Genomic DNA, 23,238 nt, shown 5'->3' on the forward strand with positions numbered 1-23,238 from the left:
GCTCCCGTACTGCCGGGGAACGATCTCATTGGTGATCCTTGTCGATCAGTTTCACAATCCCCGGCATCACACTGAACACTCCCAGCGCCAACAACGTACTGAACACCGCCGTCGCCTCCCGGCCCAGCCCGGCCGCGACGCCGATGGCGGCGGTCATCCACAGGCCGGCGGCGGTGGTCAGGCCCTTGACGTGCCCCTCATCGCCGTCGCGGTTTTTCAGGATAGTGCCAGCCCCCAGGAAGCCGATCCCGGCAATCACGCCCTGCACCACCCGGCTCATGGCATCGGCCTGTGAGCCGGACATCTGCGGCACCAACACGAACAGCGCCGCCCCCATCGCCACCAGCATGTGGGTGCGCACGCCGGCGGCCTTGCCCTGGTGTTCACGCTCGAACCCGAGAATTCCGCCCAGCACCGCGGCCATCAACAGGCGCACGGTCACTCGCGTCAATTGCGAGGCATCGCCGATGTCGGCGAACTCGCCTTGCAGCGTCACCCAGACTTCGTGCCACCAAGTGTTCATGGGATTGTCCTTGTGAGGGGCCATGGACGGTGGACCGCAGCGACCATTAATCAGTTGCACAGAACGATGACCGGCGGTTGCGGCCTGAAACTTTAGTTTCCACTGAAAAAAGGATCCCGTCATGACCGTACGCATCGAGAACCAGACCTGCTTTTTCACCACTGAAAATGGCGAACTCATTCGTCTGTGTCCCGACGTCACCATCATCACCGACGGTGCCATGGCCATGTCGGCAGTGGACATCGAAGGCGAGCGCATCTACATCACGGAAGCCGAGGCCGACGCCTTGACCGTCGCAGGCGCGGTGGATGGACGCCGGCACCTGAAAGCTACCGACAGTGGTTCGGTGATTTGACCGGGTTTGATCCGCACTTGCCGCCGCTGTTTTGCAAAGCTCCATGGACCCTGCAGCGGCGGCTGCTTCAAGTTGTCGCAGTCCGTGCAAACATGGCCATCTGATCCGCTTTTTAATGCAATACCTGAGTCTGTTATGCAAACAGATCGCCGCTCATAGTGCTCATGCCTGATGGAGGCTGATGAGCGAAAGACCATGAGCGAAAGAATCCCCGTCCGAACCGTAGAAACATTCGAGCCTTCGCGCCCCAAGATGAAGGCCAAATCCAGCGACAACCTGATCCACACCCGCAGCTTCACCGGGCTATACCGCAACCTGCGCATCAGCGGCGCCGGTTTTCTGTTTGTGCTGTTTTTCGGCACCGTGTGGCTGAACTGGGGCGGCCGCCAGGCGGTGCTCTGGGATCTTTCGCAAAGCAAGTTCCATATCTTCGGCGCGACCTTCTGGCCGCAGGATTTCATCCTGCTCTCGGCATTGTTGATCATTGCCGCGTTCGGCCTGTTTGCGATCACCGTATTCGCGGGCCGGGTCTGGTGCGGCTACACCTGCCCACAAAGTTCATGGACCTGGATCTTCATGTGGTGCGAGAAGATCACCGAAGGCGAACGCAACCAGCGGATCAAGTTGCAAGCCGCGCCGTGGGGCCTGAACAAGCTGATGCGTCGCGCGGCCAAGCACACCTTGTGGTTGGCCATCAGCCTGCTGACCGGCCTGACCTTCGTCGGCTACTTCACGCCGATCCGGCCGTTGGCCGAAGAGCTGCTGACCTTCCAGATGAGTGGCGTCAGCCTGTTCTGGGTGCTGTTTTTCACCGGCGCCACGTACATCAATGCCGGTTGGCTGCGTGAAGCGGTGTGCATGCACATGTGTCCCTACGCGCGGTTCCAGAGCGTGATGTTCGACAAGGACACCCTGACCATTTCCTACGACGTGGCCCGTGGCGAGAGTCGTGGCCCACGCAAGCGCGAAGTCAAACCGGCCGAGGTCGGGCTGGGTGATTGCATCGACTGCCAGCTGTGCGTACAGGTCTGCCCCACCGGCATCGATATCCGCGACGGCTTGCAGATGGAATGCATCGGTTGCGCGGCGTGCATCGACGCCTGTGACTCGATCATGGACAAAATGGGCTACGCCCCAGGATTGATCAGCTACACCTCAGAGCATCAGTTGCAGGGTGGCAAGACGCACCTGCTGCGCCCTCGTCTTATCGGCTACACCGCCGTGCTGCTGGTGATGATCGCAGCCCTGGTGATGGCGCTGGTGGAACGACCGATGGTGTCCCTTGATGTCAGCAAGGACCGGGGCCTGTTCCGCGAGAACAGCCAGGGGCAGATCGAAAACATCTACAGTCTGAAGGTGATCAACAAAACCCAGCAGCGTCAGGACTATCAATTGAGCCTGGTGGATGCCGATGATTTCCAGTTGCAGGGCAGGACCGAATTCAGCCTGGCGCCGGGCGAAATTGTCGATGTGCCGGTGTCGGTGGCGATGCTCACGGAGCGTCCGGCCAGCAGTTCACAGAGCATCGGCTTCAAGGTGGTCGACAGCGATGAGCCTGGCGTCTACAGCGTGGCGAAGAGCCGGTTTGTGGCGCCAATGAATCGCTGAGCCTTTAAGATGCTGACCTTTGTGAGTTGTGGCGCCTCGCCACAATTAATCGAACCGACTCCATTGCGGGACACCGATGAAACGCTACGAAAAATTCGCCGACGACATCGCAGAACTGATCCGCTCCGGCGTCCTGGGTCCCGGCCAGCGGGTGCCGTCGGTGCGCTACGCCAGCCAGACCTACGGGGTCAGCCCGTCGACAGTGTTCCAGGCCTATTACCTGCTGGAGCGTCGCGGCCTGATCCGCGCTCGGCCGCGCTCCGGCTATTTCGTCAACGCCCACGCACCCCGGCCGTTTTCCGAGCCGGTGATCAGCAATGAGGTCAACGAGTCGACGGAAGTAGACGTCAGCGAACTGGTGTTTTCGGTGCTCGACTCGATCAAGGACCCGAACACCGTGCCCTTCGGCTCGGCGTTCCCCAGCCCGACGTTGTTTCCCCTGCAACGTTTGTCCCGCTCCCTGGCCAGCGCCAGCCGCGACATGGATCCGCGCATGGTGGTCACCGACATGTCGCCGGGCAACCCGCAACTGCGCCGGCAAATCGCCCTGCGCTATATGGTCGGCGGGCTGATGTTGCCCATGGAGGAACTGCTGATCACCAACGGCGCCCTCGAAGCCCTGAACCTTTGCCTGCAAGCAGTGACCGAACCTGGCGATCTGGTAGCCATCGAAGCCCCGGCGTTCTACGCCTGCCTGCAAGTACTCGAACGCCTGAAACTCAAGGCCGTGGAAATTCCCGTGCACCCGCGCGATGGCATCGACCTCGGCGTGCTCGAGCAAACCCTGGAACGGCATCCGATCAAGGCCTGCTGGTGCATGACCAGTTTCCAGAACCCCATGGGCGCGACCCTGCCCGAGGCCAAGAAACAGCAGCTTGTGGAGTTGTTGCGGCGCCACCAGGTGCCGCTGATCGAAGACGATGTCTACGCCGAACTCTATTACGGCCAGCAAGCCCCGAAACCGGCCAAGGCCTTTGATACCGAAGGCCTGGTGATGCACTGTGGTTCATTCGCCAAGAGCCTGGCCCCTGGCTACCGCATCGGCTGGGTGGCTGCCGGGCGTTTTGCGCAAAAGATCGAACGGCTGAAACTCATGACCTCGCTGTGCGCCTCGATGCCGGCCCAGGCGGCAATCGCCGATTACCTGCAACACGGCGGCTACGACCGGCACCTGCGTAAATTGCGCCACGCCCTGGAAGACCAGCAAAGCGCCATGCTCGCCGCCATCGCCCGCTATTTCCCGGCGCAGACGCGGGTCAGCCAACCGGCCGGCGGGTACTTTCTGTGGCTGGAATTACCACAGCAGATGGATTCGTTGAAATTGTTCCAGATGGCATTGGCGCAAGGCATCAGCATTGCACCGGGGCCGATCTTTTCACCGACCCAGCGCTTCAGGAATTGTATTCGGTTGAATTACGGCAGCCCGTGGACCGAGGACTCGGAGAAGGCGATGGAGACGTTGGGGCGGATTGTGCGGTCGTTCTGACAGCGCCATGTCGTTTTATAAATTGCTATCGCGAGCAAGCTCGCTCCCACAGGTTTCTCTGTACACACAAGATTTGTGAGCACTTGAGATCCACTGTGGGAGCGAGCTTGCTCGCGATGAGGCCAGCGCAGACAACGCTTGTCTCAGGAACTAACGCCCACCACCAAGATCAACAAAAGTCCCCGTCGCATAAGAAGCCTTGTCCGACAACAACCAGACAATCGCCTCCGCCACTTCATCCGGACGGCCGCCCCGCGCCATCGGAATCGCCGATTCCAGCTTGCTGACCCGATCCGGATCGCCGCTCAAGGCATGGAAATCGGTGTAGATATAACCCGGACGCACGGCGTTGACCCGAATCCCCTCACCCGCCACTTCCTTGGACAGGCCGATGGTGAAGGTGTCCAGCGCGCCTTTGGACGCTGCGTAATCCACGTACTCGTTGGGCGATCCCAAACGCGAGGCGACCGACGATACGTTGACGATGCTGCCACCCTGCCCGCCGTGCCTGGGCGACATGCGCAGGATCGCGTGCTTGGCACAGAGCATCGGCGCCAGGACGTTGGTTTTCATGATTTTGAGAATGCGGAACTCGGACATCTCGTCGACCCGGGACTTCTGCCCGACGGTGCCGGCGTTGTTCACCAGCGCGGTGACCCGCCCCAGTTCACTGTCCACCCGATTGAACAGCGCGATCACTTCGTCTTCGATGCTGACGTCGGCCCGTACCGCAATGGCTTGCGCACCGAGGGCGCGGACTTGCTCCAGCACGCCGAATGCAGACCGTTCGTCCGCCTGATAGTTGATGCAGATCCGATAGCCCTGCGCGGCGGCCAACAGAGCGGTGGCGGCACCGATGCCGCGGCTACCGCCGGTGATGACGATGACTTTGTCCATGCGAGCTTTCCCCCAATCAAAGCTTAAGCGGTCGGGGGCAAGAATAACCGCCATTGGCGGTTTTTGCATGGCTTCACATCAGCTGTCATGTCATCGACATCTCGCGCCTGGCACTGGCTTTCAACTGCTCGACCAACTGCTCCCCTCGATGGATTTCCACCATGAAGCCTGCGGCCGGCAGCGGATGCCCCAGCAGGTAACCCTGCAACGAATCGCAGCCGAGCTGAGTCAGGAAGTCCTGCTGCACGCCGGTTTCCACGCCTTCGGCGACGATGCGCAACCCCAGTGCCTGCCCGAGGGCGACGATGGCCGAAACGATGGCGGCGTCATCGCTGTCGCGCTCCAGGTCCCGGACAAAACCGCGGTCGATCTTCAGCTCGTTGGCCGGCAGGCGCTTGAGGTACATCAAGCTCGAATAGCCGGTACCAAAATCGTCGATGGACAGGTCGACACCCATTTCCGACAGTTCCTGCAGCACCGTCATGCTCGCATCGGCATCGCTCATGGCGGTGGTTTCGGTGATTTCCAGGGTCAGGCTGTTGGGTGGCAGATGGTGCGTCGCCAGCGCCCTGGCGACGCTCTGGACCAGCCCTGCATGGCAAAACTGAATGGCCGAAAGGTTCACCGCGATGCGCCAGTCGGTGTAGCCCAACACATACCACTCGCGCATCTGACGGCAGGCTTCGTTGAGCACCCACTCGCCGATCGGAATGATCAGCCCGGTTTTTTCCGCCAGCTCGATGAATTTGTCCGGCAACAGCATTCCTTGAGTCGGGTGTTCCCAGCGCAACAAGGCCTCGGCGCCCACTGGCCGGCCATTGGCGGCGTCGAACTTGGGCTGGTAATGCAGGCTGAATTCCTGCTGTTCCACGGCATTGCGCAGATCCTGCAGCAATTGCAGCTGCTTGCGGGCGTTGTTGTTCATCGAGACATCGAAAAAGCTGTAGCCGTTTTTACCCGCGCCCTTGGCGTGGTACATCGCCGCGTCGGCGTTCATCAGCAGTTCGTGGGCGGACTGCCCGTTACCCGGGTAGAGCGCGATGCCGACGCTGGCGGAAATGTGCAAATCATGTTCGGCAACCCGGAACGCGCGCGCGATCAACCCGACCTGACGGGCCGCCAGGTTCAAGGCGTCGTTCTGTTCGCTCAATTGCACCAGCAACACGAACTCATCGCCGCCGATCCGTGCCAGGGTGTCCTGGCTGCGCAAGTCTTCGCGCAGGCGCAGGGCCACTTCGCGCAACAACAGATCACCCATGTGGTGGCCGAAGGCATCGTTGACCGGTTTGAAGCCGTCCAGATCGATGAACATCAGGGCAAAGCACCCCCCTTCTTCCCGGACCCGCGACATGGCCTGATCGATTCGATCGGCGAGCAACGTCCGGTTCGGCAACCCGGTGAGGGTGTCGTGCAGGGCCAGTTGGGTCAGTTCACGGTTGGCCTCGGTCAGCGACTGGGCCAGGCTCGCGGTGCGAGCCTCCAGGCGTGCATCGAGGATCGAGGTCAGCAGGGCAATGCTCAGCACCGCCAACGTGGTGATCAGCACCAGGTTGTCCAGGCCATTGCCGCTCAATCCATTGACCGCCGCGCCACAAAAACTGCCGTCGGCAAAGCGTGCGGCGGCCATCCCGGTGTAGTGCATGCCGACGATGGCGAGGCCCATGATCACGGCGGCGCCGCCACGGATCAGACGGACATAAGGCGTGTGCTGGCGCAGATGGAAAGCGATCCACAATGCTGCGCCCGAAGCACCGACAGCGATCAGCAGCGAGGCGCCGAACAGCGTCGGGTCATAGTCGATGCCCGGTTGCATGCGCATGGCGGCCATGCCGGTGTAGTGCATCGCGCTGATGCCGGCGCCCATGACCAACGCGCCAAAGGCCAGTTGCCAGGCCGGCAATTGCGGCTGGCTGACCAGCCACAGCGCAAAACCGCTGGAGAGCACGCCGATCAGCAACGACAAAAGGGTGATGGTGCCGTCGTACCCCAGGTCGATCGGCAACTTGAACGCGAGCATGCCGATAAAGTGCATCGACCAGATGCCGATGCCCATGGCAACGGCCCCGCCCGCAGTCCACAAATGCACGGCGCGGCCTTTGGCGGTGGCAATGCGTCCGGTCAGGTCGAGTGCGGTGTATGAGGCGAGAATCGCTACACAGAGCGAAATGATGACCAGGGTGGGGGAATAGCTGCCGATGAGCATGGAGACTTCTCGCGAAAGCCCCCTTGTTAATGGCTTTCATTCTCGGGTGGGGGCAAATGCGGCGATTGTACTGATTCCAAATGAGAACGCACTCACAAAATGAGCAAAGGGCCATCAGTCCGATGAAACGCTTGTTTTAAGGTTTTACATTAACTTGCTTCAAACTGCCGGCACCTGACAAAACCTGTGGGAGCGAGCTTGCTCGCGATAGCGGTGGGTCAGGCAACATCCATGCTGAATGTGACGCAGCCATCGCGAGCAAGCTCGCTCCCACAGGGATTACGCTATCGGTTTTCGCTCACCTCAAGCTGCCCGTCCCAGCCACCCCCCAACGCGGCAATCAACTGCACACTGGCTATCAGGCGGCTTTGCAACAGGTCCAGGTTGCTGCGTTCATTGTTCAGCGCCGCCGCCTGGGTCACCACCACATCGATGTACGCGATCAAACCGGCCTTGTACTGGTTCTGGGTCAGGCGCAACGATTCACGGGCGGCATCCAGTGCCTGTTGGCGCACGACGGCTTCATCCTCAAGCACCTTGAGCTGCACCAGGTAGTTTTCCACTTCGCGGAATCCGTCCAGTACGGTCTGGCGGTACTTGGCCACCGTTTCGTCATAGGCCGCTTCACTGCGGTCGACTTCCGCCGAGCGCTGGCCACCATCGAACAGGGTCATGGCCAATTGCGGTCCGACCGACCAGAAGCGGTTCGGCAGGCTGAACAAGTCTTTCGAGGTACTGCTGCTGTAACCACCGTTCAAGCTCAGGGTCAGGTCCGGGTAATAGGCAGCCTTGGCCACGCCGATGTTGGCGTTGGCGGCCATCACCGAGCGCTCGGCCGAAGCGATGTCCGGGCGACGCTCCAGCAACTGCGAAGGCAGCGCCAGCGGTACTTGCGGCAATTGCGGGATGTCCTGGCTTTGCGCCAGGCTGAACTCGGCCGGCGGCAGGCCGATCAGCACAGCGATGGCGTTCTCGAACTGGGCGCGTTGCCAGATCAGGTCGATCATATCGGCTTCGGTGCTTTTGAGCTGTGTCTGGGCCTGGGCCACCGCGTCCTTGCCCGATACGCCTGCGCGGTACTGGTTTTCGGTCATCTTCAACGAACGCTGATATGCCTCGACCGTGTCCTGGAGCAAGCGTTTCTGGCCATCGATCACGCGCAGTTGCAGGTAATTCTGCACCAGCTCCGACTGTTGACTCAGGCGCATGGCCGCCAGATCGGCAAAGCTTGCCTGGGCATTGGCAGTGTCGGCTTCGAGGCCTCGGCGCAGCTTGCCCCATACGTCCGCTTCCCAACTGACGCCCGCCTGGGCCGAGTACGTGTCGCGAATACCGCTGGACGAACTGCTCAGGCTGGAACTGCTGCTGCCGGTGCCCTGGCTTGAACGGTTCTTGCTGACGTTCAGGTCCACCGTCGGGAAAAACGCCCCGCGTGCACTGCGCACCAAGGCCTGGGCCTGGCGGTACTGCGCTTCGGACTGGGCGACGGTCTGGTTGGCGCTGTTGAGTTTTTCGATCAGGTCGTTGAGCTGACGGTCGCCATACAACTCCCACCACGCGCCACGCGCCAGGGCATCGCTCGGGTTGGCCTGACGCCAGCCCTCCGCTGCCTTGTACTGCGCAGGCTCGGCGGTTTGCGGGCGCTGGTAATCCGGGCCGACGGCGCAGGCACTGAGCATCGCAACGCACAGTGACAGGCTCAACAGGCGCGAGCCTCGAGCCGTGATCAGCGGTGCAGCCAGGTTGAAAAGCGAACGGTCAGTCATAGCGGAGTTTCCAGAGCAACATCAGTACGCACCCCGCGCCATTTATTGAAGCGATGGCGCAGGTTGTCGAGATAGAGGTAAACCACCGGGGTGGTGTAAAGCGTCAGTACCTGGCTGAAGATCAGCCCGCCGATGATGGTCAGGCCCAGCGGCTGGCGCATTTCCGCCCCTTCGGCGCGGCTCAGCAGCAACGGCAAGGCACCGAGGATCGCCGCCAGGGTGGTCATCAGGATAGGTCGCAAACGTTGCAGGCAGGCGCTGCGGATCGATTCCAGCGGTGCCAAGCCCTGGTTTCGTTCCAGTTGCAACGCCAGGTCGATCATCAGGATCGCGTTTTTCTTCACCACGCCGATCAGCAGAAACAGCCCCAGCAACGAAATCAGGCTGAACTCGCCGCCCAACGCATAGATCGACAGCAACGCGCCGACCCCGGCCGACGGCAGGGTCGAGAGAATCGTCAGCGGGTGAATGTAGCTTTCGTACAGCACACCCAAGACCAGATACACCGCCACCAGCGCCCCCAGAATCATCCACGGCTGACTTTTTTGGGTCGCCGCGAAAGCGTTGGCTGTGCCGGCCATTTTCGCGATCACGTCTTCCGGCAGGCCGACCTTGGCAATCGCCCGCTCGATGGCCGCACCGCCCTGCTCCACGGTCACGCCTTCGGCCATGTCGAAGGCAATGCTCTCCGAAGCAAACTGGCCTTCGTGGCTGACCCGGTCGTTTTCCAGGCTGTTTTCGTAATGGGCGATGGTCGACAGCGGGATTCGCGCGCCGTCAGCGGTGATCACCTGGACTTGCGTGAGGGTGATCGGGTCCTGGGCGTATTTCGGATTGACCTCCATCACCACCTGATACTGGTTAAGACTGTCGTAGATGGTCGAAATCTGCCGCTGACTGTAGGCGTTGTTCAGCACCGCCGTGACCATGTCCATGTCGACACCCAGGCGCTTGGCCTGGTCTCGGTCGACGATCAGGGTCACTTGGCGGGCGCCCCGGCCTTCCCGCGCATCGATCGCCGTCAGCTCCGGCAAGGCCCTGAGCGCGGTGACGACTTTCGGATACCACTCGCGCAATGCCCCCAGATCCCCGCTCTGCAGGATGTACGAGTATTGCGAGGTGGTCTGCTCACGGCCACCACCGAATTGCAGGTCCTGGTCCGCCATGAGCATCAGTTGTGCCCCGGGAACCTTGGGCATTTCCTTGCGCAGGCGTTCGATGACTTTCTGCGCGGAAATGCTGCGCTCCTTGATCGGCTTGAGGCGCACCAGCATGAAGGCGTTGTTGGTGCCGTTATTGCCGCCAATGAACCCGGCGACGCTTTCTACCGCCTCATCCTTCAACACCGCCCGACGGAAAATCTCCATCTTCGGCTGCATCACACTGAACGACAGGCCGTCGTCGCCGCGCACGAAACCGATCAGCTGACCGGTATCCTGCTGAGGTAAAAACGTTTTAGGAACAACTATATACAACGCAATGTTCACACCAATTGTTACGAACAGGCTGAACAAGGTCAGGCGCTTGTGACGCAGTACCCAGTCGAGGCTGGTGGCGTATTTTCCGACCATCCAGTCGTTGGTCCGCCGGCTCCAGCGTTGCAGGCGGTTCTCCTGCCCCGGCGTGTGCGGCTTGAGCCAGCGAGCGCAGAGCATCGGGGTCAGGGTCAACGACACCACCAGCGAGACCACGATGGCCGCCGCCAGGGTGATGGAGAATTCGCGGAACAGGCTTTCGATGATCCCGCCCATGAACAGGATCGACAGGAACACCGCCACCAGCGACACGTTCATCGACAGCAAGGTAAAACCGACTTCCTGGGCGCCAAGGTACGCGGCCCTCATCGGCCGCACGCCTTCGTCGATGTGCCGGGAAATGTTCTCCAGCACCACGATGGCATCGTCCACCACCAGCCCGGTGGCCAGGATCAGCGCCATCAGCGACAGGTTGTTCAGCGAAAAACCGTAGAGGTACATCACGGCAAAGGTGCCGACCAGCGACACCGGCACCGCCAGGGTCGGGATCAGCGACGCACGGAAGTTACCGAGGAACAGGAACACCACCAGGATCACCAGCGCCACGGCGATCAGCAGGGTCATTTCCGCCTCGTGCAGCGTGGCCTTGATCACCGGCGAGCGGTCCATGGCCAGGTTCAGCTTGACGCTGGCCGGCAGCACCGCCTGCAACGCCGGCAGCTGGGCCTTGATCTCGTTGACCGTTTCGATGATGTTCGCACCGGCCTGGCGGTTGATCACCAGCAGCACCGCCGCGTCGTCGTTGAAGAAACCGCTGTTGTAACGGTCCTCGACGCCATCGCTGACCTTGGCCACATCCTTCAGGCGCAGGGCCGCGCCACCGTTGTAGTGGATGATCAGCGACTCGTAGTCCTTGGCTTTTTCCAGCTGATCGTTGGCCTGGACCTGCCACAGCCGCTGATCGTCTTCCACCGAGCCCTTGGGCCGGCGCACGTTGGCATTGGCGATGGTGTTGCGCACATCGTCCAGGGCCACGCCGTACTGGTTCAATGACTGCGGTTCAAGCTCGATACGTACCGCCGGCAACGAACTGCCGCCGATCTGCACCTCGCCGACACCCTGAACCTGGGACAGGCTCTGAGACAGGATGGTCGATGCCAGGTCATAGAGCTGGCCTTTTTCCAGCACGTCCGACGTCAGCGACAGCACCATGATCGGCGCCTGGGACGGGTTGACCTTCTTGTAGGTCGGCATGCTGCGCATCCCGCTCGGCAGCAGGGTGCGCGAGGCGTTGATCGCTGCCTGCACTTCCCGCGCCGCGCCGTTGATGTCGCGGTCCAGGTCGAATTGCAGGATCACCCGGGTCGAACCCTGGCTGGACCGGCTGCTCATGGTGTTGACCCCGGCAATGCTGCCGAAAGAACGCTCCAAAGGCGTGGCCACGGTCGACGCCATCACCTCGGGGCTGGCCCCGGGCAGGCTGGCCTGGACCACGATCACCGGAAAGTCCATTTGCGGCAGGGGCGACACGGGCAGCAAACCGAAGCTCACGCCGCCCAGCAGCATGATCGCCAGGCTCAGCAGCATGGTCGCGACCGGGCGCTTGATGAAAGGGCCGGAAAGGTTCATGGCTGCTCTACCGCTTCCACGGATTCAGGCTTGCGGCCCCAGCGCCGACCGAGACGGTCGAAGTACAGGTAGATCACAGGCGTGGTGAACAGCGTCAGAATCTGGCTCAGCAACAGGCCGCCGACCATCACCAGACCCAGCGGTTGGCGCAGTTCCGCGCCGGAACCGGTGGCCAGCATCAACGGCACGGCGCCGAACAAAGCCGCCAGGGTGGTCATCAGGATCGGCCGGAAACGCAGCAATGCCGCCTGATAGATCGCCGTTTGCGGGTCCATGCCCTGGTTGCGTTCGGCGTCAAGGGCGAAGTCGATCATCATGATCGCGTTCTTCTTCACGATGCCGATCAACAGGATGATGCCGATGATCGCGATCATGCCCAGGTCGTTGCCGCTGAGGATCAACGCCAGCAAGGCGCCCACCGCCGCCGAAGGCAAGGTCGAGAGAATGGTGATCGGGTGGATGTAGCTCTCGTAGAGCACACCCAGCACGATGTACATGGTCACCACCGCCGCCAGAATCAGCAGCAAGGTGCTCGACAACGAAGCCTGGAACGCCTGCGCCGCGCCCTGGAACTGGGTCTGCACGCCAATCGGCATGCCGATGTCCTTCTGCACCTGCTCGATGATCTCGACCGCATGCCCCAGCGCCACGCCGGGCGCGAGGTTGAAGGACATCATCACCGCCGGGAACTGGCCGATGTGGGTGATCGCCAGTTGCGCCTGACGCTCCTCGACATGCGCCAGGCTGGACAGGCGCACCTGACCGCCATCGGTGGTCTTGACGTGAATCTGCTCCAGCGCCTGCGGGCCGATCTTCTCGCCGGACTGCGATTGCAGCACCACGCGGTACTGACTGGCCTGGGTGTAGATCGTGGAAATCTGCCGCTGACCAAAGGCGTCGTACAGCGCATCGGTGATGTTCGACACCGACACACCGACCCGCGACGCCGCATCGCGGTCAATCACCAGATAGACCTGCAAGCCCTTGTCCTGCAAATCGCTGGCGACGTCGGTCAATTCCGGCCGGTCGGCCAAAGCCTCGACCAGACGCCCGCTCCACAGGCTCAGCAGCTCCGAGTCCGGCGACGACATGCTGAACTGATACTGCGTGCGGCTGACCCGGTCTTCGATGGTCAGGTCCTGCACCGGCTGCATGAACAGGCGGATGCCGACCAGTTTGTCCAGTTCCGGTTGCAGGCGGGCAATCACTTGCATGGCGCTCAGGTCGCGGTCGTTGTGCGACTTGAGGTTGATCAGCAACCGGCCGCTGTTGAGGGTCGAGTTGTCGCCGTCCACGCCAATGTAGGAGGACAGGCTCTCGACCGCCGGGTCGGCCAGGATGACCTTGGCCAGTTCCTGCTGGCGCTCGCTCATGGCGGCGAAGGAAATCGATTGCGGCGCCTCGGAAATGCCCTGGATGACGCCGGTGTCCTGCACCGGGAAGAAGCCCTTGGGCACCACCATGTACAGCAATACCGTCAGCGCCAAGGTGCCAATGGCCACCATCAAGGTCAGCGGCTGGTGCTTGAGCACCCACTGCAACTTGCGCCCGTAGGCGGCGATCATCCAGTCGATGAACGCACCACTGGCACGGTAAAAACGGCCCTGCTCTGCTTCCTTGGGTTCACGCTTGAGCAACCGCGCGCACATCATCGGCGTCAGGGTCAGGGAAACGACCAGGGAAATCAGGATCGCTACCGCCAGCGTAATGGCAAATTCGCGGAACAAGCGACCGACCACGTCCGCCATGAACAGCAGCGGAATCAGCACGGCGATCAGCGACAACGTCAGGGAGATCAGGGTGAAACCGATCTGCTTGGCGCCCTTGAGCGCCGCGTTCAGCGGGCTGTCGCCCTCTTCGATAAAACGCGAAATGTTCTCCAGCATGACGATCGCATCGTCCACCACGAAACCGGTGGCGATGGTCAGGGCCATCAGGGTCAGGTTATTGACCGAGAACCCAGCCAGGTACATCACGCCGAACGTACCGATCAGCGACAGCGGCACGGCCACCGACGGAATGATCGTGGCACTGGCGCGACGCAGGAACAGGAAGGTGACCATGACCACCAGGGCGATGGCGATCAGCAATTCGTGCTGCACGTCCTTGACCGAGGCGCGGATGGTCTGGGTACGGTCGGTCAGCACCACTACGTCGAGGCCGGCCGGCAGGTTGTCGGTGATGCTCGGCAGCAGGGCCTTGATCCGGTCCACCACCTCGATCACGTTGGCGCCGGGCTGACGCTGGATGTTCAGCAGCACGGCCTGGTTCTCGTTGGCCCACGCGGCGAGCCGCTCGTTCTCGGCGCCGTCGACAATCTCCGCCACGTCCTTGAGCCGCAACGGCGCGCCGTTGGCGTAGGCCAGGATCAGGTTGGCGTAGTCCTTGGGCGACGTCAGTTGATCGTTGGCATCGAGCATCGAGACCCGGGTCGGGCCGTCGAAGTTGCCTTTGGGCTGGTTGACGTTGGAGGCGCCGATCAGCGTGCGCACATCCGACAGGTTCAGGCCGTTGGCCGCCAAAGCCTCGGGATTGACCTTGATCCGCACGGCCTGGCGTTGACCACCGGCAATGCTGACCATGCCGACGCCACTGATCTGGGCAATCTTCTGCGCCATGCGCGTATCGACCAGATCGTTGAGCTTGGGCAACAACATGGTCTTGGAAGTGATGGCCAGGGTCAGCACCGGCGTATCGGCCGGGTTGACCTTGTTGTACACCGGCGGTGCCGGCAGGTCCTTGGGCAACAGGTTGGTCGCGGCGTTGATCGCCGCCTGCACTTGCTGCTCGGCCACGTCCATGTTGATGTCGAGGCTGAACCGCAGGGTCAGCACCGACGCGCCGCCGGAACTGGTGGACGCCATTTGCGTCAGGCCGGGCATCTGCCCGAACTGTCGCTCAAGTGGTGCGGTCACCGCGCTGGTCATGACATCCGGACTGGCGCCGGGGTACAAGGTCATGACGCGAATGGTCGGGTAATCGACCTGGGGCAACGCCGACACCGGCAGCAACCGGTAGGCGATGACGCCGGCCAGGATAATCGCCAGCATGCTCAGCGTGGTGGCTACCGGGCGAAGGATGAACAGCCGCGAGAGATTCATGCGCCGCCCTTTTTCGCCTTGTCGGTGGTCGCAGGCTCAGCCGCGTTGACCGCCGATTTGCCTTGCAGGTGTTCGGTCGGCGTGGTCGGCACGTCCTGGCTGTCGTTGACCACCTCTACATCGCTGCCGTCTTTCAGGCGGTCAGTGCCTTCCAGTACGACCCGATCGCCCGCCGACAGTCCTTCGGTGACCACAGTGTTCAGGCCGTCACTGGCGCCGACCTTCAACTGACGGATCTTGACCTTCTTGTCACCGTCCAGAACATAGGCGAACGTGCCGTTGGTGCCGAACTGGATCGCGGCGGAAGGCGCCAGTACCACGTCTTTGAGGGTGTCGGCCAACAGGCGCACATTGACGAACTGGTTGGGGAACAGCGACTGATCGCGGTTCTCGTAACGGGCCTTGAATTTCAGGGTGCCGGTGGTGACGTCAATCTGGTTGTCCAGGCTCTGCAGCACGCCAGTGGCTTGCAGTTTGGTATCGCCGCGGTCCCAGGCTTCAGCCGGCAATTTGGCGCCGCTGCGATAACGGGCCAGCACGGTGTCGAGGCTGTTTTCCGGCAGGGTGAAGGCCACGCTGATCGGTTGGGTCTGGGTGATGATCGCCAATGCGGTGGTGTCGTTGGCCGCTACCAGGTTGCCGACGTCCAGTTGACGCAGGCCGACGCGACCGGTGATCGGGGCGCGGATCCTGGTGAATTCGAGGTTGAGCCTGGCGTCGTTGACCGCCGCCTGATTGGTCTTGACCGTGCCCTGGAACTGACCGACCAGCGCTTCGGCGGTGTCCAGGGTCTGCTTGGCAATACTGTCTTCGCGGTACAGGCCGCGATAGCGCTCGACGTCGACCTGGGCGTTTTTCAGCTGCGCCTGATTCTGTAGCAAGGTGCCCTCGGCCTGAAGCAAGGCATTCTGGTAAGGGCGCGGGTCGATTTCGACGAGCATGTCGCCGGCCTTGACCATCTGCCCTTCTTCGAAATAGATCTTGACCAACTCACCGCCAACGCGACTGCGGACATTGATGGTGTTGAGCGCCGTGACCGTGCCCAACGCCTTGAAATACAGCGGGAAGTCACCGGTGACTGCCGGAGCCACTCGCACCGGCACCGGCCCGGACGCGCCACCGAATCCCGGGCGCATCCCGCCCGACCTGCCGGTATGCCCGGCGACGGCTTTCTGCCCCGTAGCCTCTTTGGGTGCAGCGCTGCCGGGCCAGAATTTCCAGCACAGGCCAGCGATGACCAACAGGACAAGCAGGCCGAACAGCCAGCGACGAGGACTACGGGAAGCGGAGGATTGCATTGAGTGATCAACCATTGGGCGCGTGGGCTTTTTTACATGAGGCTGAACGATAAGCACTGGCGGGTCTTAAGCAAAGCGCCTTTACCGGCAATTTACCTTCGGCTTACGTAACAGGAGAATTATCCAAGACACTGAAACACAAATGAAAACGGCCTGGACAGGGCCAGGCCGTTAAACATTGTAAAGCCCGGCTTATTTCAGAACAGCAAGTGCCGCGTCATAGTTCGGCTCGTCAGCGATTTCGCCAACCAGTTCGCTGTGCAGCACGTTGTCGTTTTCGTCCAGAACCACGACGGCACGAGCGGTCAAGCCTTTGAGCGGGCCGTCGGCGATGGCCACGCCGTAGTTCTGGATGAACTCGGCACCACGCAGGGTCGACAGGTTCTGTACGTTTTCCAGGCCTTCGGCACCGCAGAAACGGGCCTGGGCGAACGGCAGGTCAGCGGAGATGCACAGCACGACAGTGTTGTCGACGCTGCTGGCCTTGGCGTTGAACTGGCGCACGGAGGTGGCGCAGGTCGGGGTATCAACGCTTGGGAAGATGTTCAGCACTTTGCGCTTGCCGGCAAAGTTCTTCAGGGTGACGTCGGACAGATTGCCGGCAACCAGGGAAAAGGCTGGCGCCTTGGAACCGGCTTGTGGCAGTTGGCCGTTGACTTGAACTGGGTTGCCTTTGAGAGTGACTTGAGCCATGAACGGAGTCCTTCTGAACGTTGTGGTGGAGAATTTTGACGAGGCCGAAGTTAACCACGAAATTGTCCGACGACCTATGGTCAAACATAAATTGTCATGTATCAGAGCACAAAACTGGATACAACCCACAATCCTGTGGGAGCGGTGCTACTTGAGTAACTGCAGCATATTGCGATGTCGCGCCTCGAAAATCCTCCGCATGTAGCCATTGACCAGCAACCACTCCAATGGCGCCCCCCCATCGCCGAATACGTCACCCGGTCGGTATATAGCGTACCGCCCTCTCCCGCCTCGACCCGATGTTCATGACGAAAGGCACGCATCGGTCCCTTTAGCATCTCGTCGATGAAATGCATTTCACCGACTTCACGGATCACCACCGTCCAGTCCGACGGAATCACATTGAACATCCAGTGGCGAAAGCGGAATTGCCGCCCGGCTTCAATCCGCAAGTTGTTCAGATCGATATCGCCCAGCGGGGTAATGCGTTCGGGAAAAATCCTTGGGAAATTGACGCCTTCCAGGCAGAAATCGAGGACCTGTTCGGGCGTGCGACCTGGGATGAGTGTGGTGAGTTCCAGAATTGGCATACAGGAAACATTCCTTTGATCGTTGGACAGGCGCGCCAGAAATACGGTGTAGCGAAATGGCGGTCGAAATGAAACCTGCCAAAGTGTCTGCTACGACAATTTTTCGAGGGGCTGTCGATTTGCAACGCAGCCATTCGACCATTAAGCGAGTCACTCAAATACAACGGAGACATCACCATGCGATTTATGATCATCATCAAGGCCAGCCAGGATTCCGAAGCCGGCGTGATGCCCAGCCAGGAACTGCTGACCGCCATGGGTAACTACAACGAAGAACTGGTCAAGGCCGGCATCATGCTCGCGGGCGAAGGCCTGCACCCGAGCAGCAAAGGCGCTCGTATAAAGTTTTCAGGTGACAAACGCACGGTGATCGACGGCCCCTTCATCGAAACCAAGGAACTGATTGCCGGTTTCTGGTTGTGGAAAGTGAAGTCCAAGGAAGAAGCCATCGAATGGGTCAAGCGCTGCCCCAACCCGATGCCGGGCACCGAGGCCGAGATCGAGATTCGCCAGGTGTTTGAAGCGGAAGATTTTGGTGCAGAGTTCACACCGGAACTGCGCGAGCAGGAACAGCGGGTTTGGGAACAGGCGAAGAAGAACTGAGGTTGACTGAACCGGCTATTGCTTGAGTTTCCTGTGGGAGCGAGCCTGCTCGCGAAGAGGTCGTCATATCCAACGCATATATTGACTGACAGGCCGCCTTCGCGAGCAGGATCGCTCCTGCATCGGCTAGACAGCTACTTAACTTGTTTGGGCAAACGCTTGATCCGTATTAACTTTTTAGTACACGAAATTAACGAGAAACTGCCCATAAAACGAAAGAATTAATCCTTCCTACTGGTTAACCCGCAGTTAACTGCTAAGTTCATCTGACGAGTCCTACAGGCTTGATCGGAAAGGGATTACGCAGTTACGGCCAGATTCAGGGGCCGTCTGCCCAATCAGCCACCAGGGAACGGGGGGATTAATGTCTAAGAATTTGCGGAAGTACGCCTTTGTATGGGTGACTTCATTCGCACCTGCTTTTTGTGCTCACGCGGATAACGCCGAGACCGCCAACAAAAGCAACAACCCGCTGAACCTGGCACCCGGTATAAACCTGCAGGATTACTACACACCCAAGCTGTTCGATACCAACGCTCACACCAATGATGCGCTGCTGCGCGGCGCCCTTCCGATGGCAGCCAATGACGTCATAGGCGTCCCGCAGTTGCTGCGCGTCACGCTCCCCGTCAGCACCCGACCCGATCCGCACAACGGCTACAGCACCGGCATCGGCGACCTGAACGTGTTCGACATTTTCCTGCTCAAGACCGAAGGCGTGCAGCTGGGCATCGGCCCGCAAATCACTGCGCCGACCGCCGAGCAGGATGAACTGGGAACTGGCAAATGGCAGGCCGGCCTGTCCGCCATCGCCATCGACTCCTCGCCGCGCGGACTCCTCGGCGCACTGGTGCAATACCAGAGTTCGTTCGCCGGTGATCACGACCGCCCTCACGTGGAATCTGCGACCTTCCAGCCGTTCATCATCCACAACCTGGAAAAGGGCTGGTACCTGCGTTCCACCGGCACCTGGACATTCGATCTGAAGAACGACACGCACTACATCCCCATCGGTTTGGGTGGCGGCAAAGCGTGGAAATCCGGCAGCAATATCATTAACGCCTTTGTTGAACCGCAATGGACCGTGGATCACAAAGGCAAAGGCCTGCCGCAGTTCACGCTGTACGCAGGGATCAACGTGACCTTCGGCAAATAAGGATTCTCTCTATGCACGGTGCCATTCGCGCAGCCGGTTTCAGCCTGATGACCATGTTCGTCAGTTGCGGGGTCGGTGCCCAGGACCTGGACACCCGTATCGGCAAAATCGCCATGGAGGGCGAAATGCCGGCCCATGAATCCATTGCCAGACTGTATGCCGAACTGGATTTCCAGCAAGCGACTCAGAGTTACCTCTGGGCGTTGCCGCTGGTGTCTTACGCGCAATGGCAGGAAGAGTTCCGCGACAAGCTGGGCGCCCGCAGCGGCGACCTGATGGTGCTCAACAGTTACGAAGACAAGCTCGGCGTGATCACCGCCAATGCCACCACGCCATACATCCTCGGCTTCGTCGACCTCAACGAAACCGGGCCGCTGGTGATCGAACTGCCACCCGGCCCGACTGCGGGCGGTATTGGTGATTTCTGGCAACGGGCGATCATCGACATGGGCCAGACCGGTCCGGACAAAGGCAAGGGCGGCAAGTACCTGGTACTGCCACCGGGCGCCGAGCCGCCGGCCGATGCCGGTAAATATTACCTGGCCAAGTCGGAAACCATGAACGTGCTGGTAGGTTTTCGTGTGCTCGACCCGGACCCGGCCAAAGGCAAGGCACTGGTCGAGCAATTCAAGATGTACCCGTACGCCAAAGGCGCCGAGCCGACCAAGACCAAACTGCTCTCCCCCGCAGGCAAAGCCTGGTCCGGCACCCAGCCGCGGGGCCTCGCATACTGGGAACGCTTGCACCAGATCATTCAGAAGGAACCGGTCAACGAACGCGACCGTTTCTACATGGCCATGCTCGCCAGCCTTGGGATCGAGAAGGACAAGCCGTTCAATCCCACCGAAGCCCAGCGCAATGCCCTGGAACAAGGCGCGGAGGTCGGTGAGCTGATCGCCAAGGCCAATACCTTCGCCAAGCGTTTCCCCGGTGCCCAGTACTGGCCGGACCGGCAGTGGGACACCGTGCTGAACATCGCCGAGCCATCACAGCGCGTCGCCTACTATGACCAGCTGTGGGAACGCAGTGCCTGGTTTTACGAGGCAGTGACCAACACTAAAGGCATGGTTTCGAAGACCCCGGGGTTGGGCCAGACCTACCTCGGTGCCTACACCGACGCCAAGGGCAACTGGCTCGACGGCGGCAAGAGCTATCGCCTGCACGTCGGCGCCAACCCGCCGGCCAAGCAGTTCTGGTCGATGACCGTATACGACATCGCCAGCCGCTGCCTGATCGACAACCCGCAGCGCAAGGCCGATTTGTCGTCCCGTCAAGATCTGAAAAAGTACGCCGATGGCTCGGCGGACCTGTACTTCGGTCCGACCGCGCCACAAGGCTTCGAGAGCAATTGGGTGCAAACCCTGCCGGGCAAACACTGGTTCAGCTACTTCCGCCTGTATGCCCCGACCGAAGCCTATTTCGACAAGAGCTGGAAACTCGACGACATCACGGCCGTTGAATGACGCCCGGACATTCACCAAGGAAGTACGATGAATAACCGCAATTTGCTGCTGACCGGCCTGACCCTTGCCCTGAGTACCAGTGCCTGGGCCGACTTCACCGCCACCCCGGAAGAAGCCCGGGGCATTGCCAGGGAAGCCTATCTGTACGGCTTCCCGGTGGTAGAGATGTACAAGACGCTCTACACCCAGGCCGTGGACAGGAAGAGCCCGAACTTCAAGGCGCCGTTCAACCAGATCGGCAACACGGCCAAGGCTTTCACCGCCAGGGACACCGCGTTCGTCACGCCGAATGCCGACACGCCCTACTCCTTCGTCTGGATGGATTTGCGCGCCGAGCCGGTGGTACTGACCCTGCCGGCCATCGAAGAACACCGCTACTACTCGGTGCAGCTGATTGATGCCTACACGCAGAACTTTGCGTACCTGGGCACCCGCAGCACCGGCAACAACGGCGGCCACTTCATGGTCGCCGGGCCGAACTGGCAGGGCCAGCAACCGCTGAACATCGACCGTTTGCTACGCAGTGAAAGCAACATTGCCTATGCGCTGTATCGCACCCAGCTATTCGATGAAAAGGATTTGGCCAAGGTCAGGCAGATCCAGAAGGGTTACAAGGTTGAAAGCCTGAGCCATTACGATAAACGCAAAACCCCGCCTGCCGCGCCGAAGATCGACTGGCCAAAACCCACGCCGACCATGAGCGAAACCCCGGACCTGTTCCGTTACCTGAACTTCATGCTGTCGTTCGCTCCGGCCCAGGATGTCGAGAAGGACCTGCTTGCGCGCTTCGCCAAAATCGGTGTCGAAGCCGGCAAGCCGTTCAAGCTGACCGACCTCAGCGCCGAGCAACGCAAAGCGCTGGAAGACGGCATCAGCGATGCCAAGGCTGAGTTTGCCGAGTTCAAGAACACCAAAGTCGATACCCACGAGGTCAGCAGCGACGATCTGTTCGGCACCCGCGATCACCTCAAGGGTAATTATCTGTACCGCTATGCTGGCGCCAACATGGGGATCTTCGGCAACTCCGCCGAAGAGGCCAACTACATCGGTTATTTCGTCGACAAGGACGGCAAGCCGGTCGATGCGTCGAAAACCGACTACACCCTGCACTTCGACAAGGGCGCCCTGCCCCCGGCCGATGCGTTCTGGTCGCTGACCATGTACGACGGCAAGAACAAATTGCTGGTGGCCAACCCGCTCAATCGCTACCTGATCAACTCGCGCATGCTGCCCGACCTCAAGCTCGATGCCGATGGCGGCCTGACCCTGTACGTGCAGCACAAGGCACCGGCCAAAGACCTGCAAAGCAACTGGCTACCAGCCCCGGGTGGTCCGTTCTACGGGATTTTGCGTTTGTATCTGCCAAAACCGGAAGTCACCAACGGCCAATGGCACATGCCGTTGCTGACTCCTGTCACCCCAAAACAATAAACGGAGTCAGGCATGTTCAGGCCTCTCGTAGTGCGCCCCTTGTTGGCGCTGTGCATGGTCAGCGGTAGTCCATTGGTACTGGCGGCCGAGGGCGGTGTCGGTCGCCCCATCACCGGGCAGCAAGTGTTTTCCAACGCCGGGATCGTGCCCCCGGAGCCGGGTTGGGTCATGTCCCTGACCAGCATCTGGTACGACGGCGAACTCAAGGGCAGCGCTCAAGTGCCGATCGTGGGTGCCATCAGTACCGGGCTGGACATGAAGGTTTCCTACACCATGGCCAACTTCACCCATGTCTGGGACACCGGCAAGGGTCCCTGGAACTATGCATCGGCCATAGGCGTGCCAGTGCAGTACACCGACATCACCGCCAACGTGACCGGTCCCCGTGGCCGTACCCTGGGCACCTCGGACACCGGCACCCAGTTCGCCGACATGCTGGTGACCCCGATTGCGGCCGGCTACCACTTCGACGAACTCAACCACATCTCGCTCTCGCTGCCGATCTACGTGCCGACAGGCGCCTACAACGTCGATCGCCTGGCCAACCCCGGGCAGAACAATTACACCTTCATGCCTACCGTGGCGTTCACCCACCTGGATGGCAAGGGCGGCGAATTCACCCTGTCGAGCGGCCTGGAGTTCTACACCGAGAACGACGCCACGGATTATCGCAACGGCAACATTTTCACCCTCGATGCACTGTGGACCCATGGATTCGGCAACGGCTGGAATGCCGGCATGGTGGCAGGCTATATCCAGCAGGTCACCGATGACTCCGGATCCGGCGCAACCAGTGGCTTTCGCGGGCGCTCCGTGGGCGCTGGCCCGACAGTGGGCTGGACCGGCAAGTTCGCCGACGCCCAGGCCAATATCAGTGCTCGCTGGGTCCCGGAGTTCGATACCAAGAACCGGCCTGAAGGCAATGGTTTCAGCGTCAACATGACCCTGGCGTTTTTCTAGG

At 60.8% G+C, this 23,238-nt stretch carries 16 protein-coding genes and 1 pseudogene; 8 read left to right on the plus strand and 9 right to left on the minus strand.

Translation table 11 applies throughout. The features are described from left to right. Positions 1-25 precede the first annotated feature (25 nt). The gene (locus AC1RS8_RS06910; RefSeq protein ID WP_057714964.1) at positions 26-523 is read right to left on the minus strand and encodes an MgtC/SapB family protein; all 498 of its coding nucleotides are present in this window, start codon (positions 521-523) and stop codon (positions 26-28) included. Positions 524-644: 121 nt separating this feature from the next. On the opposite strand from AC1RS8_RS06910, the gene AC1RS8_RS06915 reads away from it, so the two are divergent. The 3 genes from AC1RS8_RS06915 to mapR all read left to right on the plus strand — a co-directional run bounded on the left by AC1RS8_RS06915 (position 645) and on the right by mapR (position 3,972). Then, positions 645-878 carry a DUF3203 family protein gene (locus AC1RS8_RS06915; protein ID WP_057714965.1) on the plus strand — a complete coding sequence of 78 codons (234 nt, stop codon included), beginning with the start codon at positions 645-647 and terminating at the stop codon, positions 876-878. A gap of 195 nt (positions 879-1,073) precedes the next feature. Beyond that, positions 1,074-2,486 (plus strand): cytochrome c oxidase accessory protein CcoG, encoded by a 1,413-nt coding sequence (gene ccoG / locus AC1RS8_RS06920; protein ID WP_223502210.1) that lies wholly within the window; start codon positions 1,074-1,076, stop codon positions 2,484-2,486. Between the two features lie 76 nt (positions 2,487-2,562). After that, positions 2,563-3,972 carry a GntR family transcriptional regulator MpaR gene (mapR, locus tag AC1RS8_RS06925; protein ID WP_090455062.1) on the plus strand — a complete coding sequence of 470 codons (1,410 nt, stop codon included), beginning with the start codon at positions 2,563-2,565 and terminating at the stop codon, positions 3,970-3,972. A 150-nt stretch (positions 3,973-4,122) separates the two neighbouring features. On the opposite strand, the gene AC1RS8_RS06930 is transcribed toward mapR, so the two are convergent. The 8 genes and pseudogenes from AC1RS8_RS06930 to AC1RS8_RS06965 form a co-directional block, all read right to left on the minus strand. Beyond that, a complete protein-coding gene (locus AC1RS8_RS06930) occupies positions 4,123-4,869 on the minus strand; it encodes an SDR family oxidoreductase (RefSeq protein ID WP_218496002.1) in 747 nt (248 codons plus the stop codon). A gap of 85 nt (positions 4,870-4,954) precedes the next feature. Beyond that, on the minus strand, positions 4,955-7,072 hold the full coding sequence (locus AC1RS8_RS06935) for a putative bifunctional diguanylate cyclase/phosphodiesterase (RefSeq protein ID WP_489340543.1): 2,118 nt from the start codon (positions 7,070-7,072) through the stop codon (positions 4,955-4,957). A 284-nt stretch (positions 7,073-7,356) separates the two neighbouring features. After that, entirely contained in the window at positions 7,357-8,838 is a 1,482-nt protein-coding gene (locus tag AC1RS8_RS06940) for an efflux transporter outer membrane subunit (protein ID WP_223502207.1), read from the minus strand. Beyond that, positions 8,835-11,942 (minus strand): efflux RND transporter permease subunit, encoded by a 3,108-nt coding sequence (locus AC1RS8_RS06945; protein WP_489340542.1) that lies wholly within the window; start codon positions 11,940-11,942, stop codon positions 8,835-8,837. The genes AC1RS8_RS06940 and AC1RS8_RS06945 overlap by 4 nt, the downstream gene beginning before the upstream one ends. Beyond that, positions 11,939-15,043: an MdtB/MuxB family multidrug efflux RND transporter permease subunit gene (locus AC1RS8_RS06950; protein WP_057714971.1), complete on the minus strand. Its 3,105-nt coding sequence runs from the start codon at positions 15,041-15,043 to the stop codon at positions 11,939-11,941. The genes AC1RS8_RS06945 and AC1RS8_RS06950 overlap by 4 nt, the downstream gene beginning before the upstream one ends. Continuing rightward, positions 15,040-16,356, minus strand: coding sequence for an MdtA/MuxA family multidrug efflux RND transporter periplasmic adaptor subunit (locus AC1RS8_RS06955; RefSeq protein WP_090455059.1), 1,317 nt, complete (start codon positions 16,354-16,356; stop codon positions 15,040-15,042). The genes AC1RS8_RS06950 and AC1RS8_RS06955 overlap by 4 nt, the downstream gene beginning before the upstream one ends. Positions 16,357-16,533: 177 nt before the next feature. Beyond that, on the minus strand, positions 16,534-17,034 hold the full coding sequence (gene tpx / locus AC1RS8_RS06960; RefSeq protein ID WP_090455058.1) for a thiol peroxidase: 501 nt from the start codon (positions 17,032-17,034) through the stop codon (positions 16,534-16,536). Positions 17,035-17,181: 147 nt separating this feature from the next. Further along, a pseudogene (locus AC1RS8_RS06965) lies at positions 17,182-17,624 on the minus strand (SRPBCC family protein). A 177-nt stretch (positions 17,625-17,801) separates the two neighbouring features. Between AC1RS8_RS06965 and AC1RS8_RS06970 the strand changes: the two are divergent. From AC1RS8_RS06970 to AC1RS8_RS06990, 5 genes are all read left to right on the plus strand, one after another. After that, the gene (locus tag AC1RS8_RS06970; RefSeq protein WP_057714975.1) at positions 17,802-18,227 is read left to right on the plus strand and encodes a YciI family protein; all 426 of its coding nucleotides are present in this window, start codon (positions 17,802-17,804) and stop codon (positions 18,225-18,227) included. Between the two features lie 364 nt (positions 18,228-18,591). After that, the gene (locus AC1RS8_RS06975) at positions 18,592-19,383 is read left to right on the plus strand and encodes a hypothetical protein (protein ID WP_090455056.1); all 792 of its coding nucleotides are present in this window, start codon (positions 18,592-18,594) and stop codon (positions 19,381-19,383) included. 11 nt (positions 19,384-19,394) lie between these two features. Then, a complete protein-coding gene (locus tag AC1RS8_RS06980; RefSeq protein WP_090455055.1) occupies positions 19,395-20,846 on the plus strand; it encodes a DUF1254 domain-containing protein in 1,452 nt (483 codons plus the stop codon). 27 nt (positions 20,847-20,873) lie between these two features. Next, positions 20,874-22,277, plus strand: a complete 1,404-nt coding sequence (locus tag AC1RS8_RS06985; protein ID WP_090455054.1) for a DUF1254 domain-containing protein — start codon at positions 20,874-20,876, stop codon at positions 22,275-22,277. Between the two features lie 12 nt (positions 22,278-22,289). Beyond that, positions 22,290-23,237 carry a SphA family protein gene (locus tag AC1RS8_RS06990; protein ID WP_090455053.1) on the plus strand — a complete coding sequence of 316 codons (948 nt, stop codon included), beginning with the start codon at positions 22,290-22,292 and terminating at the stop codon, positions 23,235-23,237. Position 23,238 lies beyond the last annotated feature (1 nt).

It is taken from the genome of Pseudomonas sp. GW821-FHT12A04 (assembly GCF_058807755.1).

Coding starts and splice junctions, on each gene's coding strand:
- AC1RS8_RS06910 (WP_057714964.1), bottom strand. CDS start 523: ATGAACACTTGGTGGCACGAAGTCTGGGTGACGCTGCAAGGCGAGTTC.
- AC1RS8_RS06915 (WP_057714965.1), top strand. CDS start 645: ATGACCGTACGCATCGAGAACCAGACCTGCTTTTTCACCACTGAAAAT.
- ccoG (WP_223502210.1), top strand. CDS start 1,074: ATGAGCGAAAGAATCCCCGTCCGAACCGTAGAAACATTCGAGCCTTCG.
- mapR (WP_090455062.1), top strand. CDS start 2,563: ATGAAACGCTACGAAAAATTCGCCGACGACATCGCAGAACTGATCCGC.
- AC1RS8_RS06930 (WP_218496002.1), bottom strand. CDS start 4,869: ATGGACAAAGTCATCGTCATCACCGGCGGTAGCCGCGGCATCGGTGCC.
- AC1RS8_RS06935 (WP_489340543.1), bottom strand. CDS start 7,072: ATGCTCATCGGCAGCTATTCCCCCACCCTGGTCATCATTTCGCTCTGT.
- AC1RS8_RS06940 (WP_223502207.1), bottom strand. CDS start 8,838: ATGACTGACCGTTCGCTTTTCAACCTGGCTGCACCGCTGATCACGGCT.
- AC1RS8_RS06945 (WP_489340542.1), bottom strand. CDS start 11,942: ATGAACCTTTCCGGCCCTTTCATCAAGCGCCCGGTCGCGACCATGCTG.
- AC1RS8_RS06950 (WP_057714971.1), bottom strand. CDS start 15,043: ATGAATCTCTCGCGGCTGTTCATCCTTCGCCCGGTAGCCACCACGCTG.
- AC1RS8_RS06955 (WP_090455059.1), bottom strand. CDS start 16,356: ATGGTTGATCACTCAATGCAATCCTCCGCTTCCCGTAGTCCTCGTCGC.
- tpx (WP_090455058.1), bottom strand. CDS start 17,034: ATGGCTCAAGTCACTCTCAAAGGCAACCCAGTTCAAGTCAACGGCCAA.
- AC1RS8_RS06970 (WP_057714975.1), top strand. CDS start 17,802: ATGCGATTTATGATCATCATCAAGGCCAGCCAGGATTCCGAAGCCGGC.
- AC1RS8_RS06975 (WP_090455056.1), top strand. CDS start 18,592: ATGTCTAAGAATTTGCGGAAGTACGCCTTTGTATGGGTGACTTCATTC.
- AC1RS8_RS06980 (WP_090455055.1), top strand. CDS start 19,395: ATGCACGGTGCCATTCGCGCAGCCGGTTTCAGCCTGATGACCATGTTC.
- AC1RS8_RS06985 (WP_090455054.1), top strand. CDS start 20,874: ATGAATAACCGCAATTTGCTGCTGACCGGCCTGACCCTTGCCCTGAGT.
- AC1RS8_RS06990 (WP_090455053.1), top strand. CDS start 22,290: ATGTTCAGGCCTCTCGTAGTGCGCCCCTTGTTGGCGCTGTGCATGGTC.